The following is a 14948-nucleotide window of genomic DNA, read 5'->3' on the forward strand; positions in this document are numbered from 1 at the left end:
AGACGTCGGAACCACGTATTGATGCGTGGAGCAGTGTGATCCGCAGGCTGACGCTAAAGGGAGACCTTCGACCGTTTCGGCAGGCTGCGTTGCGTCTTGCTGAGGTGCGGATACCTAACAATGCTCGCGTGGAAACCGCAGGCAGAGGCGGCAAGAGACGCTCCATGCTGGGGCGTACGCTGGAGGGTCTGGCACTGGAACCCCGCGAGACGATGGCCCTGCTGACCCGCATGGACGAGAAGGGCTGTGCGGCATCGGGCATTACGCTCGGCGAGGAAATGCAATATTGGCAAAAGGCTGCCTATTTTGCGCTGGAACTGATGCAGCGGGGCGAAATTGCGCCATCGCTTACAGAGGCGCGTCCGTCCGGACCGCGCCGCCGCGATCCAGATGCGGCGGTAGGGGTGTGGGTTCCTCGGCTTCGCGAAGAGGAGGACATCCGCCGCTTTCATGAGCTGGCAGCTGCAATGCCAGCTGTTTGTATGGCAGCTCCGGCCGTTTTTGCGGGCAAGGAGCCAGAAACACGTGAAGATGCAGCTGGAATGGTGCTGTATTCCTTCTTGTGTGCGGTCGTCCATGCCGAAACGACCGCAGTGCTGACAGCGTCAGATCGTGAGCTGGGACGATATCGGGCAGAGTATCGGCGCGGAGGATCGCCACTGGCGGAGCTGTGGTGGAACAGTCTGTTAACAGGCTCGCGCCAGGTTGCGATACAGGGAACGCCCGCTGAGATGGAGGAGCTGGTTCTTCAAGCGTCCTCTCTTAAGGGGAGCACGATGCCTGTCACGGAACGGGAAGCCAGGGAGCCCATTGAAGGGCAATTGCGTCTGTGCCTTCGTTTGGAGCCTTCTCTGGAAGAGAGTATCCAGGAATGGCGCATTACCTTTTGGGCAGAAAGCGATGCTGAGCCTGGGTTGCGACTGCCTGCTCTGGCACTCTGGGCGTATCCTGAACGTGATCTGGTTCGCGGTGAAATTGTATACCGTCAAGTACAGGCACAACTGCTGACGAGGCTTGGACAGGCGGCTGAAGCGGCACCTATCATGCAGGAAGCATTGAATCGCCCTTATCCCGAGGGGCTGACCCTGGAGCCGGAGATGTTCTTCCGCTTCCTGACGGAAGCCGTGCCGGCGTTACAAAAGAACGGTATCACTGTGCAGATGCCTTCACGCTGGAGCCGGGAGGGGCGAAGACGTGCAGGCTTGCGACTTAAAATGCGCTCGACAGAGCAGGGGGCCAAGCCAGATGGGGTGATTGCCGATACATCGTCCGTTGGCATTAACCGCATGATTTCGTTTGATGCCGAGGCTGTGCTGGGGGATACGATCCTGACGATGGAGGAGCTGGAAAGCATCGTCGCGGCCAATTTGCCATATGTACGTCTCGGAGGCGAATGGATCGAGGTAGATCCCAAGGAAATTCGCCAGGTGCTGCGTTTTATCAAGCGCGGAGAAAACGGTGAAATGAGCTTGTCTGAATGGATGCATCTGGCTGCGGAAAATGAAAGTGCAGGCGAGGCCTCGTGGAAGGGCCTGTCCATCTTTGGCGCGGAATCCGCCGGATTGCTCGCGTCTTTGGCTGAGGGCGGAGTGCTCCGTTCCGTAGAACCGCGGCCTGTGCCGGAAACGCTGCATGGTGCGCTACGGCCCTATCAGGAGCGCGGTTTTCAATGGCTGGCTGCGATGCGCGGATTGGGCTTTGGTGTCTGTCTTGCGGACGACATGGGTCTGGGTAAGACGATTCAGGTTATTACCTGCCTGCTCGATGGCGGCATCGGCGCAGATGATCAGCGTCCGGCGTTAATAATCTGTCCGACGTCCTTACTTGGCAACTGGCAGCGGGAGTTGAAGCGTTTTTCGCCGGATTTATCGCTGTATATTCACCATGGCAACCAGCGACTTCACGGCGAGCTGTTTCAGGAAAGTGTACGAGAGTATGATATCGTCCTCACTACCTATCATTTGGCGGGCCGGGACGGCAGTGATTTGTCTGCGGTCCACTGGTCTTCCATCGTGTTGGATGAGGCGCAATATATAAAAAATGCACGCACAAAGCAGGCACAAAGCGTCATGAAGCTGTCTGCACCACATCGGATTGCCATGACGGGGACGCCGGTTGAGAATCGGTTAAGCGAGCTGTGGTCTATTTTTCAGTTTTTGAATCCAGGGTATCTCGGTACGGCATCTTCATTCCGCCAGCGGTACAGTCTGGCAGGAGAGGAGCGAGGGTCCGCGTTGCGTGAGCTTCATCGCCTCGTCTCCCCGTTCATGCTGCGTCGGCTCAAAAGCGACCCGGATATCCGCAAGGATCTGCCAGAGAAGCTTGAGTTGAAGTCCTATTGTGTACTGACACCAGAGCAGGCCGGATTATACCGTGGCGTGGTAGACCAACTGTTGGGCACACTGGACGGGCAGGTCGGTATGGCCCGCAAAGGGCTTGTTCTGTCTTCACTCACCAAGTTAAAGCAAATCTGTGACCATCCAGGGTTGATCATTCCGGGCCGTGCTGACAGCAGTAAAGCTGAAAATTCAGGTAAAATGGAGCGACTGCTGGAGCTGGTAGAAACCATTCGCGAGAACGACGAATCGGCGCTGATTTTCACCCAATATGTGTCGATGGGAGAATTGTTGGTATCCCGTTTGGCTAAGATTTTGGGAGAGGAGCCGTATTTCCTGCATGGCGGGCTGGCGAAAACCAGACGGGACGAAATGGTCCACAATTTCCAGCAGGGAAAAGGACCGAATATATTTGTACTTTCCCTGCGTGCAGGTGGCGTGGGTCTAAACCTGACGCGTGCCAGCCATGTCATTCACTATGACCGCTGGTGGAATCCTGCGGTCGAAAATCAGGCGACAGACCGAGTATTCCGTATTGGCCAAAGTCGCAATGTACAAGTGCACAAGCTGATTTGTCAGGGGACACTGGAGGAAAGAATCGACGAGCTGATCGAGAGCAAAAAGGCCCTTTCCGAGCAGGTTGTCGGCTCTGGAGAACATTGGCTCACCGAAATGTCTGATGATGAACTGCGTGGTCTGATTGCGTTGCAAAATGACGTATGGATCGAGTGAGCAGAGAAAGGATGAAGGCGATGACGAGACCGCAAGTGAAGCTGAAAGTAACTGACGGTCGATGGATCGTGGAATTAGACGGCAACGGGCTGGTAGACGAATCGACGGGTGTACCTTTCGCACATCCCGTCCAATGGACTGGTCCAGTACCTGTACTAAGTCTGGAGCAGCGAGAGGCATGGCTGGAGCAGCTAAAAGCGGAGCCCTTGGACATCTACCGTTTTCTGCAAGGGAAAACCTGTCTGTCGCTCGATGAGATTGTTCAGCTAGCAGCTGAGGCAGCCATTTCCGCCAGCGAGAACGGTATAGGTACAGTCGAAGATGTAAAGAAAGCTCTGCAGACCGGGCTGGAAAACGAGCCACAACACTGTCCAGCGTTGATCGGAATGACGCAGGAAGAGCTGTTGGAGTACGTGTTTAGTGCTTGGGCTGGAGAGTTATCCCATATACAGAGAACATCGCCCGCGCTTGAGTCTACTTCACGCGCGGAGGGCGGACGCAGCGGATCGGCAGCAATTAGCGAATGGATTGCAGAATCCGCAGCGGAAGGAGCATTGCATCGTCCCGGAGCAGGCTTTCATGCCATTGAGATCCGTCTGCCGCAAAAACTTGCTTCCAAAAAGGAAACCGATATCCCGTCCTTGCTGCCGGGATTACCTCGTGCCGAAGAAGCATTGAAACTCATACGTGAACGGGTAGCCGAACAAGCTCGGGCTGCAATTCCGCAAAAACGTCATAATCCGTAATAATTCGGGTATATGCTTTCTTTTTCGAGTCTGTTCACCTTCATTGGATAGGATAACAGCTTCGAAGAGTGTCCAAAGTTCAGTTACAATGGGGGAACGGAAAAGTCACTGCAAGTCATGTATCAATTGCAATATTGGAGGAGATACCAGCATGAAACGACATATACAACAGACGCGCACATCTCAGCGATGGACCAAAGCGCTCATTCCCGGGCTAATCTTGCCTGGGCTATTGTTGGCTGCTTGCCAGCAAGGGGGATCAGGTGGCCAGGAAAGTGAGCCATTAAAGTCATCCACAGCGGCACAGGAGAATGTACAACCTTCCACCCAGACGGACGCAGGAAATGCCAGCACTAGCGCTGGACAAGCCTCTGCGGGTACAGGAAGCGGACAGGCTGACTCCGTGATGGCGTTGCGAAGTCAAAGTGCACTGCAAGCCACAGTTAAGGAAGAGGATGGAACGGCGGTTGTCACTAATGCGACTTCCGATACAGTCGTTGTAAACAAAAAGCGCAGTTTGCCTGTGGGCTATGTCCCGGATGACCTGGTGGAGCCGCAGGTGCCTTTTTCCTTCGAGGGGCCGCATGAGAAACGGCATTTGCGTAAGGAAGCGGCAGAGGCACTGGAGAAGCTGTTTGACGGTGCGAAAAAGGATGGCATTGAGCTGCGTGCGGTATCGGGATACCGGTCCTATAAGCGTCAGGTGTCTATTTTCAACAACAATGTAAAGACAAAGGGGCAGGAATATGCCTCTAAGGTCAGCGCCGTACCGGGGACGAGCGAGCATCAGACAGGATTGTCCATTGACGTATCCAGCCCCAGCGTAGGCAATGAGCTCGAGCAATCCTTTGGAGCCTCCAAGGAAGGCAAATGGCTGGAAGAACATGCACCGGAATACGGATTTGTTATTCGTTATATGAAGGGTAAAGAGGATGTGACCGGCTATGTGTACGAGCCTTGGCATATCCGTTATGTGGGAGTAGACATTGCAGAGGATGTGGCCAAGCAGGAGTTGACACTGGAGGAATATTTCGACGAAAACAATATTAAACTGTAATTGCTACAACCAAGCCGTAATCCTGGGGATTGCGGCTTTTCTGTCTTATTTTTCTTCCAAATTGAACCTTTTCAAGGTAGAATCGCGTATAGTGAACGACGGCAGAAGCTTGGATTTATAGCAAACCTCATGACAGAAGCGTACAGGAAGGGAAGGGAATCATCATTTATTATTCATTAACGTATCGCGAATGGTCAGAAGACACTCAAGAGGAACTGCGTAGCCTGACACGGGAATCCGTATCGGGAGATGAGCTGTTCCTGCGCAAGCTTGTAGACGCTACGCGTCTCCATGACAAACTATGGGCGCATATCTCGAATGAAAGTGAAGAGCATACGGATCATTCCATCTATGTGACCGAATTTACAGGGGAACGTGCACAGCCTTACGGTGCATCGATCACGGATCTCGTGCTGGCTAGTGAGGGAGGCTACACGTCCACATTCAGTGCATTGTACTGGGTATGGCATGAGCCTGCGTTCCGCAGTATGGATCAGCGAGAAGGCTCAGTATTTACCTTGGAGCTGGCCCAACGACTATTGGATCACTATACGGTCTTGGGTGGCAAAACATACGAGTTCATCTATTCGGTACTGGACCCTCAGTTGAAAAAGGTGCATTTGTTTGTGAAGGAGGTCGATCTGTAATGGAGCATTCTTGGGAAGCCATGAAATCCAAGCCTGGCTCTCGTGCACGGATGGCGGCCTTTGCCCTGATGCTGGCTGTCCCGGCCGCTCTGACGGGTTGCGGTGACGACGAGTATTATGACTGCGACGAGCTCCCTGTATCGGAGCAAACGGCCTGTCGAGATTCAGGCAGCAGCGGGTATTATTATGGCGGATCGACCTATTATAATGGAGGCTCCTCATATCATAGCAGTCGTTCTTCCAGTTTTTATCGCAAAAGCTCGTCCTCATCTTCCAGCTCACACAGTGGTTTTGGCAGCAGCGGCTCACACAGCGGCTTTTTTTCTGGGGGTTAAGATGAGCATGCGTACGATTCGGCAATTACCTTATGAACATGACGAGCTTTTTAAGGATGAAATCAGCCGTATGATTCCGTATCATCGCATGTACGGCAAGTCCTATTGCGTACCGGCCTTAACAGTATATCGGGACAGCGAGCTGGCAGAGCTTCAGACTGCTTCCGAGGCGGTACATCGTATTTATCGCAAGGTCCAGCAATTCATCCAGCGCTTTATGCCGGATGATTATCTGGTGGAGCGATTGGGGATTCATCCAGGCTTGCTGCGTGCTGCACGGATGGAGGCCGCGCCGGATGGCATAACCCGTCAAGACTGGATTGTGGGGGAAGCTGGGATTAAATGCATTGAGAATAACACCGACACTCCAACCGGAATTCCCGAGGTGGCTTATCTCGAAGGAAAACTGCTGGAAGCGCTGCGTAGTGAGGGAATGTCAGAGGCTGACATGAGTCTACATGGCCCTTCCTCTGGAATGGATGAGGCGATTCAGTCTGCCTTGACGGAACTCATTCATTTTTATAGCCGTAAGGGTTTAGGGACAAAGGTGTATTTCACTTGCTATGATTGGCATGTCGAGGATCAGACAAATACCAAATATATTATGCGTTTATGTGAACAAGCCGGGTTTGAAGTGGTTTATGCACCATTGGAAGAACTGGAAATCATCCCGAATGGAGGATTGTATCACCGGGGAGAGCAGATTCACATCCTCTATCGCCTGTATCCGCTGGAATATCTGATTGAAGATCGGGAAGAGGACACAGGGCTTGAGGTGGGGCAGGCGCTAATGGATATGGTGGCAGACGGGAAAATAGGACTCATTAATCCGCCGCAGCATATCATTACCCAGAGCAAAGGGTTCACCGCAACCGTATGGTCGCTGTACGAGCGCAATGAGCAGACACCGGCGTTCTGTGGTTTTCGTTTGTTTGACGACCGGGAGCTGGAGGTCATACGAACCTATCTGCTACCTACATATTTTGAGCCATCCGTGTTTATGCAAAATAAAGAGCCTTATGTGGCCAAAGGCATGTGGGGCCGAGAGGGTAAAGGGACGCACTTGATTGAACATCCTGAATCCAAGGAGAGACTGGAAATTGTCTCGGGAGTGGCCCAAAATGCGAAGGCTGACCAGCCTGTTCTGCTGCATCAAGCTGATGCTCCACTGACGCCTGAACAGGAGGAAGCTGCACATATTGCCGCATATTACGAGGGACAGCCCAAGATTTATCAGCGGCTGTGGCCCATGCAGAGTGCAGAGGTACAGACTGAGGAAGGGTTATTTCACGGTTATGTACTGACAGGTATATTCGTGATCGGAGGGCGTTTTGCGGGAGTCCTGCCGCGAATCGGCGAAAAGGTAACCGGTGATATGGCCTACTATTGCGCGGCCGCCGTTACCAACGAAACCTTCTAATCCGCCCGTGTATAAATTGAATTGCAAAATGTACAACATTCCGAACTTATCTGTTCCTATTCATTCACAAGTATCATAAGGAGGAAAAAAATTGGACTCTCATCTCAGTTTGGGCAACGCATTGGGCAATGTAGGCATCGGCCTACTTATCTTGTTTGCCATTTTAATCGTAGGTTATTTTGTGTTCAGCTTGCTGACACGTTATAACGATAATCAGGAAATCGCACGTGGCAATGAAGCAGCAGGCATCTACATGGGTGCAAAGCTGCTAGGCCTGTGTATCATCGTGGGCATGGTGTCGTATAGCAGCCATTCATGGCTCGATATGCTGACCTGGTCGGCCGTGGGCATTGTAGTGTTGTGTCTGGTCTATATTATTTTTGATCTGGTGACACCGCGCACCAAGGTGTGCGAAGAAATTGCCAAAGGCAATGTGGCTCTGGCACAGCTGCTGCGCTCGATCATCATTGGGGTATCTTTTGTCGTAGGTACATTTTTTATGTAGTCGATAGGATGTAGTCGATATAAAGAAAGAGGTACAAAGGATCTGCAAAACCGGACAACGGAGCTGCAGATTCTTTTTTTATGGGGAATTATATTCACGGTCTAGTATCTGTCTGTAGAAGTAAAAGTTACGGCAATCACTTCTGGTGGGGACTATTCTACAAAGCTACGGGTGATACTGCATAGCAAAAAGGAATGTTTTACACATATCAAACCAAATTGTAGAGAAGGGAGTTCTGAACATATGGGTGCTTCTACTTCCCCAACCATCCCCATTCGGATGGGTATCATCGGCTTGGGCCTGATCGCTGAATATCACATCAGATCATTGAACCGTATGTCAGGGGTATCGATTGTGGCCGTTAGTGATGTCAACGTGAACCGCCTTCAAGCCATCGGAGAACAACTGCAACTGCCTGCTTCCAAGCGGTATCCCCATTATGAAGCACTGATCCGTGACCCAGGGGTAGATGCGATTTTGTCGCTGACACCCAATGATGTGCATTTTGACATTATTCGGATTGCGCTGGAAGAACACAAAGCAGTACTGGCAGAAAAGCCATTGACCCTCACATGGGAGGAAACCGATCAGCTGGAAAGGCTGTATACCGCGAATCCAGTTCCTTTGCTGGTTCACTACAAGCATCGCTACGGCGCGGCCTTCCAATATACCAAGCAGCTGCTGGCAGAGCACAAACTGGGGAAAATATACAATATTCAATTCCGCTATCTGATGGATGCATTTTCACCGTATCGTCAGCATCCGTATACATGGCGACATAATTTAGCCAAGGCCGGCTCCGGAGTCGTGGGGGATACTGCCTCACACATTATTGATCTGGCCCGTTTTCTCGTTGGTGAATTTAAAAGCGTCGCGGCGCTGCTGCATATCATTACGCCCGAGCGGTCTGATTCGGTCACGGGCCTGCCTGTAAAAGTGGACGTGGAAGATCTCGCCGCCTTCCATGGCATCATTGGCGATAATACCGTGGGTACTTTTATCACTCACAAAAATGCCATCGGCAAGCGCCACGATATCGAAGTGGATATTTACGGTGAGCTCGGTACGCTGCATGCCAGCCTTAATAATCCGGAAAGTATTCGTATCGTGCTGCGTGATCTGGAACATCCGAATGCCGAATACGAGACTTGGGCTGTTCCTGCAATCTATAATCATACAGCCGATGGCGACTTTATTAAACTGGCAAGGGGGGAGCTCGTAGATCGAGCCCCCTTGTTCGATGACGGATACAAGAATCAATGGGTACTTGAGAAAATTTTGCAATCCTGGAGAGAGAACGGACGCTTAGTAGAAGTGTAAGAGGATACGTAATCCTCATTACAAAAGCCTGTTTGGCTTCCTGATGGCCCTACCTCTTTTCTTGCTGCATTCTTGCCCGTCTAGCCCCGATCAGCCTCCAGCCTGTTAACAATGCCGCTACAAGACAGATGGACGCAGATGTCATAAAGACTACATGCATGCCTGACAGAAAAATTTCAGGGTGTCCCGGCACCAATCCGGTGACCCGATATCCCGCCTCTTTACTCATAATATAAAAGAGAATGGATGTGGCCAGCGTGATCCCTACAACCATACCGACGTTGCGCACCAGCGAATTAACACTTCCGGCTGAGCCGAGCTGTGTACGAGGGACCTTGGACATAATCAGCGAGTTGTTCGGTGATTGGAATAAACCACTGCCAATACCCAGCATGGCAATCCACAGACCGACGAGCGGGATGGAGCTGCCTGCATGGAGCTGGGCTAATCCAATCTGGGCAACGACCATAACGACCAGCCCGGCGAAGGTAAGCAGCTCAGACCCGATTTTATCGGACAGCGCACCGCTGAGCGGGGCTACGATAACCATAGAGATGGGGAACAGCATCAGCAAAAATCCGGCATAAAAAGGCGACAAGTTCAGCATATTCTGTGCATAGAAAGGCGAAATGATGTTAAAGCAGAAGTTAGCGACGAACACCAGAAAAGCACATAAAATACTAAGTGAAAACAATGGATTTTTGAACAATGTGAGCTGTAACAGCGGCTGTGGACGACGAAATTCCAATCGGATGAATATGGCAAAAGCAACTACCGCCACCACCAGCGAAGCAATAATACGTGCGTCTCCATACCCGACTTGCTGTCCTAGCAATAATCCGACGAACAAAGTGAGAATAAAAACAGCAAACACTAGGCTGCCGGGAACGTCAATTTTATCCTTCACCTTGATCAGATCCTTCGGCAGAAGCTTCCAGCCAAGAAAGACAGCGACCAAGCCTATTGGTACATTGACCCAGAAAATATACTGCCAGCCCAACGAGGAGACAATAATACCGCCCAAGCTTGGACCGGCGATACTGCCCAGAGAAACGAAGGTTCCGATGAGGCCAAGCGCTTTACCCCGTTCAGTGGACGGAAAGATATCTGTTACGATCCCTTGGCTGTTCGCCATGGTCATAGATGCGCCAATCGCCTGAATAATGCGGGAAATCAGCAATAGGGAGAGTGAGGAGCTAAGACCGCACAATAGGGAGCCAAGAATGAATATGATCGTACCGATTTTGAATATTTTGATTTTACCGACCATATCCCCTAGCTTGCCAAAAAATAAAATAGCGGTACATATCGCCATTAGATAGGCGGTTGTTACCCATTCAATCTGTGCCACAGGTAAATGTAACGTGCGGGACAATACAGGAAGAGCAATATTAACGATGCTTCCATCCAGGGTGGACATAAACGTAAACAGATTTAAAACAATCAAAATCATCCAACGTTTCTTCTGAACTTCGATATTTTCTTGATAGGTTGCAGCAGTTGTAGCAGTTGAACTCATTATGAACACCTCTTTATCGTTGGCAGCTCTTTCTTTAGTTGCGTGCGCAACTAAATGAACGGTTCTAGTGTACAGCAAATTAGTTGCGTGCGCAACAATAGTATTGTAAACTTTGTTTTGGTCCCAGCTGGGGATTGCCATTTTCAAGCCAATGAGGTGAATTTGATGAGAAAAAAACCGATTGGAAAGCTAATTTCCCACCTGTACCGTCGAAATCAAAAAATACTGTCCAAAAAACTGGCTCCTTACGGAATCGGCAGTGGGGGACAACACAGTTTCTTAAAAACTATTTTGCAGCGGCCGGGCATTACACAGGAGCAGCTGACGAATGAACTTAAATTTGACAAGGCAACCACAGCCCGCTCTGTAAAACAATTAGAGGAATCAGGCTACATTGAACGTAAAACGGACCCGAATGATCGTCGTTCTCAACTTGTATCTCCTACGGCTAAGGCGTTAGAGTTCGCTCCTGTCTTACGAGAAATATTGGACGAGCTCAATGCCGATCTTGTCCACAATTTATCCGAAGAGGAAGAGGACCTTCTGATCGATCTGCTGCAAAAGATTAGTATAGACCCTGACGAATAAGCCAATCAGGAGTTAGCTTGAGAATCGCGGCAGGTAAAAGAAAAGATAAAAGAAAAAAGCAGCCATTCACAAAAAATACTCTGTGGTGGCTGCCAGCCCGCTATATAGCATTCGCCATTCAGTCCAAGCCAATTCCTTCGAATGCATTCATGACTAATTGTCGTACATAGGCATCGTCTAATGGATAACCTGTCACCAGCAAACGATAAAAAATCGGTCCATAAATGAGATCGATACATAATTCAACATCGAGATGCTCCTTCAATTCCCCGCGTTCAATTCCCCGCTCAATAAGATGCCGGGCTTCAAGTCGCCGGGGATGAAAATACCGGGTTCGGTATGCCTCTGACAACCCTGCATCAAGTTGCCCTTCACCAATTAACTCCGTAATGATTTTACCTTCTCGACTGGTTAGGAACCGTACTAAATTCGTAGCATGAATGAGAATATCGTCTAGTACACGTCCCGTGTCGGGTACAGGTAATCTTGCCATGGTAGCTGACAGGAAGCCATCCATGACTACGGCAGCTTTGTTAGGCCACCATTTATAAATGGTGGCTTTGCTCACTTTCGCTCGCTCCGCAATTTTTTCTACCGTTACCGCTCCAAAGCCTTGCTCCAACAGTAGATCATAGGAGGCGGCAAGGATAGATTTTTGCGACTCGACATTACGCGGACGTCCTCGTTTACTCTGCACTGGAATGCTCACCCTCTTACATAGATATAGGAAAACACAAAATACAAACTGTACGTTCAGTATATCAAATAATAGGCAAAAATAAAAAGTTGAATTTGCCTATTTACAAAACGAAACGTTCAGTATATTATTTGATTATCGAATTAACGAACTATACGTTCAGTATTTAAATTATTGAGGAGGATTATCATGCAAAGAAAACAACAAGCCGTAGAAGGTAATCGGATTTCAAATTGGATGATGTTTCTGTTGGCAGCCGCATGCGGCCTTATTGTTGCCAACCTTTACTATGCTCAAACCCTTGTAGGGCCTATTCATGTAGCGCTGGGCCTTTCTTCCACAACAGCGGGCTTCATTGTCACCTTAACTCAAATCGGTTATGTTGTAGGACTGCTGTTTATCGTACCGATTAGCGACATTATTGAAAATCGACGGCTCATGGTCGTATCGCTCATCATTACAGTCTGTGCATTGCTTGTTGCTGCCTTCGCTCCCAATGCCACGTTGTTCCTGACCGCATCCTTGTTCATTGGAGTTGGATCTGTAGTAGCCCAAATATTGGTACCGTACGCTACTTATTTAGCATCCGAAGAACAGCGCGGTCGGGTTGTCGGGAATGTCATGAGTGGGCTCCTGCTAGGCATTATGTTCGCACGTCCATTGGCAAGCTTCATAACCAGCATCTGGGGATGGCAAGCCATATTTATTATGTCAGCCATCGTTTTGACATTGTTGACGATTCTTCTCTCGCGGGCTCTTCCAGAGCGCAAGCCTGTACCTACGGTATCTTACAGTAAACTGATTCTCTCGCTAGGTACTCTTTTCAAACAAACGCCTGCATTGCGCCGTCGTGCCTTATATCAAGCCTGCTTATTTGGTGCCTTCAGCCTGTTTTGGACGGTTGTTCCTCTACGCTTGGCGGATGATTTCGGCATGTCTCAGCAAGGGATTGCACTGTTTGCTTTAGTAGGTGTAGGCGGCGCAATAGCAGCTCCGATTGCCGGGAGATTGGCTGATAAAGGCTGGAGCAAAGGTTTAACCGGACTAGCTATGGTCATAGCCGCCTTGTCCTTTTTGGTCATCTATATTTTCCAAAGTCATTCGACGGCTGCGCTCATCCTTCTCTTTATTTCAGCGATTACACTGGATATGGCTGTATCGGGAAACCTGGTGCTTGGACAGCGTGTCATTTACTCCCTGGGAAGTGAAGCGAGAGGGCGTCTGAATGGATTATTCATGTCTATCTTTTTCATAGGTGGGGCGATTGGATCATCATTAGGTGGTTGGTCTTATGCGTTGGGTGGTTGGAATTTCAGCGCTCTGATTGGAGTCATTTTGCCTGTGCTGGCTTTACTGTACTATTTCACTGAGAAAGAAACCGGTGGAGACGTACGAAAGAAACAAAACGGGTAAAGATCAGCTTTAAACTACGTTGTACGTAAAAGCATCATCATTAAAATGGCTGTTCCCAAGAGAAAACAAAGGGGCGAATAGAGCACAGTATCCCATTTTGCAAAAACCGTTCCTTTTTTTCTCTTGAAGAACCCTACCCATTTGAAATCTCCTATAGAACGTAAAATAAATAAACATGACAACAAGCCTGCACCGTAGAAATAGAAGAAATGGAAAAACTGAATGGGTACGACTCTCCCTAACTCCAGAATGAACCAAGCGGCTAAAGCTAGTAAAATGGCAACAATCGACGTCCCTATTTTGGAGGGTTTAAAAAGCAAATCCGTTCCCGTGCTTGGGATCGCTGCTGCAGCACCTTTTTGCCCGCCAAATACCCAATATAAATGCATACCGCTCAGTACCAATAAAATTCCGCCAACTGCCCATGAAAGTAACACCAACATCTCACATCCTCCTTAATTAGAAATCCACTCTGTCCAAATCATATGAATATGCCGCTGAATGGCTTCTTCACTTAACGTCTCTTGCTTGTGACGCTCATACCAACCCAAATAGTAATGGTACAACATCCATGACCTCTGCGAGGCTTTCTCTGGCTGCATTCCCTTCTGGATTAAAAGCTCTTTCATAAACTCCATTCTCATCTGCTCGACTTCGTTGAGCAAGGAACGGTAACTATCGTCCTTCAATGACAGCTTGCGCAGATAAAACAGAAAGTCTCCCCGTTTCGTCTTGCCGAACATCTGGGTTAGCACCTCTCTGATCCGCTCATCTGCGGTGGCATGGTTGATGGACGAGGTCATAACCTGTTGTGTCGTCTGTGCCTTCCATGTCTCTACAATTTGTCTAATATAGCTGCTGCGATTGGCAAAATACCAATAAAAACTGCTCTTACTGCACCCTAAAGCAGTAGCCATTTTTTCAACAATGAGTTGATCCATTCCGCCCTGTTCAAAACGTTCCATTCCTTTTTGAATCCATTGTTCTTCTGTGACAATGATCTTAGGTATCTCTTTCGCCTTCTTTCTGTACGATATCGTCTAGATGAGAAATATTTTACAGTGTTTTTAGTGGGGTGTAAATATAGGCCTATTTCGCCTTCATAGCCGGATGATAAATAAGACAGAAGCTTACATAAACGTCCACTTGAAATACCTGCGAATTTGATCTATAATGCTGTAGCATATAGTAATATTCAAGGCATTGACCAAAGACATGATTTCCTTGAAGGGCCGTTCAGAGAGAAAAGACGAGGCTGAGAGCTTTTCCGGCAACCGCATGTGAAGTTACCCCTTTGTAGCCGTGACGTTGAACGTGTAGCTGTGTAAGCTGGCAGTGGCATCAGTAAGCGCCCACCGATTTATCCCCGTTAACGGATACCAATGGAGGGCCACGCAGGTCGTGCATTTGCATGTTTGGATGAACATGAATGTATGTACAGCAGCGGGCCGAACTAGGGTGGAACCACGAGCTGAACGCACTCGTCCCTTGAGGGAGAGAGGCGTTTTTTTTGCGTTCAATTTTGATATAGCACACAATTTGAAATGGAGGCTTTAATCGTGAGTATTCAAGTGAAATTGCCGGATGGAGCCGTACGCGAGTACGAGCAGGGCGTAACCATCGCTGACGTGGC

At 49.4% G+C, this 14948-nt stretch carries 15 protein-coding genes; 10 read left to right on the forward strand and 5 right to left on the reverse strand.

All coding sequences use genetic code 11. The annotated features are described in order from the left end of the window. The 8 genes from AC5V8P_RS14685 to AC5V8P_RS14720 all read left to right on the forward strand — a co-directional run. The coding region (locus AC5V8P_RS14685; protein WP_495473699.1) for a DEAD/DEAH box helicase at positions 1-3068 on the forward strand (3068 nt) is incomplete at its 5' end. A 20-nt stretch (positions 3069-3088) separates the two neighbouring features. After that, positions 3089-3814 (forward strand): hypothetical protein, encoded by a 726-nt coding sequence (locus tag AC5V8P_RS14690; protein WP_064796680.1) that lies wholly within the window; start codon positions 3089-3091, stop codon positions 3812-3814. A 151-nt stretch (positions 3815-3965) separates the two neighbouring features. Continuing rightward, a complete protein-coding gene (locus tag AC5V8P_RS14695; RefSeq protein WP_064796679.1) occupies positions 3966-4871 on the forward strand; it encodes a M15 family metallopeptidase in 906 nt (301 codons plus the stop codon). 353 nt (positions 4872-5224) lie between these two features. After that, positions 5225-5518: a hypothetical protein gene (locus tag AC5V8P_RS14700; protein ID WP_231116818.1), complete on the forward strand. Its 294-nt coding sequence runs from the start codon at positions 5225-5227 to the stop codon at positions 5516-5518. Further along, positions 5518-5853, forward strand: coding sequence for a hypothetical protein (locus AC5V8P_RS14705; RefSeq protein ID WP_064796678.1), 336 nt, complete (start codon positions 5518-5520; stop codon positions 5851-5853). Before AC5V8P_RS14700 ends, AC5V8P_RS14705 begins: the two co-directional genes overlap by 1 nt. Before the next feature lie 7 nt (positions 5854-5860). Beyond that, positions 5861-7273 (forward strand): glutathionylspermidine synthase family protein, encoded by a 1413-nt coding sequence (locus AC5V8P_RS14710; RefSeq protein ID WP_064796783.1) that lies wholly within the window; start codon positions 5861-5863, stop codon positions 7271-7273. Positions 7274-7364: 91 nt separating this feature from the next. Then, positions 7365-7778, forward strand: a complete 414-nt coding sequence (locus AC5V8P_RS14715; RefSeq protein ID WP_064796677.1) for a DUF350 domain-containing protein — start codon at positions 7365-7367, stop codon at positions 7776-7778. 243 nt (positions 7779-8021) lie between these two features. Further along, positions 8022-9098, forward strand: a complete 1077-nt coding sequence (locus tag AC5V8P_RS14720; RefSeq protein WP_064796676.1) for a Gfo/Idh/MocA family protein — start codon at positions 8022-8024, stop codon at positions 9096-9098. 49 nt (positions 9099-9147) lie between these two features. On the opposite strand, the gene AC5V8P_RS14725 is transcribed toward AC5V8P_RS14720, so the two are convergent. After that, positions 9148-10617 carry an MFS transporter gene (locus AC5V8P_RS14725; protein WP_064796675.1) on the reverse strand — a complete coding sequence of 490 codons (1470 nt, stop codon included), beginning with the start codon at positions 10615-10617 and terminating at the stop codon, positions 9148-9150. A 165-nt stretch (positions 10618-10782) separates the two neighbouring features. Between AC5V8P_RS14725 and AC5V8P_RS14730 the strand changes: the two genes are divergently transcribed. Then, positions 10783-11205: a MarR family winged helix-turn-helix transcriptional regulator gene (locus AC5V8P_RS14730; RefSeq protein ID WP_063211872.1), complete on the forward strand. Its 423-nt coding sequence runs from the start codon at positions 10783-10785 to the stop codon at positions 11203-11205. A gap of 118 nt (positions 11206-11323) precedes the next feature. Here AC5V8P_RS14730 and AC5V8P_RS14735 read toward each other — a convergent pair whose 3' ends face one another. Beyond that, the gene (locus AC5V8P_RS14735) at positions 11324-11902 is read right to left on the reverse strand and encodes a TetR/AcrR family transcriptional regulator (protein WP_063211870.1); all 579 of its coding nucleotides are present in this window, start codon (positions 11900-11902) and stop codon (positions 11324-11326) included. A 189-nt stretch (positions 11903-12091) separates the two neighbouring features. On the opposite strand from AC5V8P_RS14735, the gene AC5V8P_RS14740 reads away from it, so the two are divergent. Beyond that, the gene (locus tag AC5V8P_RS14740) at positions 12092-13315 is read left to right on the forward strand and encodes an MFS transporter (RefSeq protein WP_063211867.1); all 1224 of its coding nucleotides are present in this window, start codon (positions 12092-12094) and stop codon (positions 13313-13315) included. A 14-nt stretch (positions 13316-13329) separates the two neighbouring features. Here the strand turns inward: AC5V8P_RS14740 and AC5V8P_RS14745 are convergent, their stop codons facing one another. From AC5V8P_RS14745 to AC5V8P_RS14755, 3 genes are all read right to left on the reverse strand, one after another. Continuing rightward, on the reverse strand, positions 13330-13758 hold the full coding sequence (locus AC5V8P_RS14745; protein WP_064796674.1) for a DUF3995 domain-containing protein: 429 nt from the start codon (positions 13756-13758) through the stop codon (positions 13330-13332). Positions 13759-13770: 12 nt separating this feature from the next. After that, a complete protein-coding gene (locus AC5V8P_RS14750) occupies positions 13771-14280 on the reverse strand; it encodes a TetR/AcrR family transcriptional regulator (RefSeq protein WP_064796673.1) in 510 nt (169 codons plus the stop codon). A gap of 376 nt (positions 14281-14656) precedes the next feature. Further along, the coding region (locus tag AC5V8P_RS14755) for a hypothetical protein (RefSeq protein ID WP_495473700.1) at positions 14657-14948 on the reverse strand (292 nt) is incomplete at its 5' end.

The organism is Paenibacillus sp. N119s, assembly GCF_059447605.1.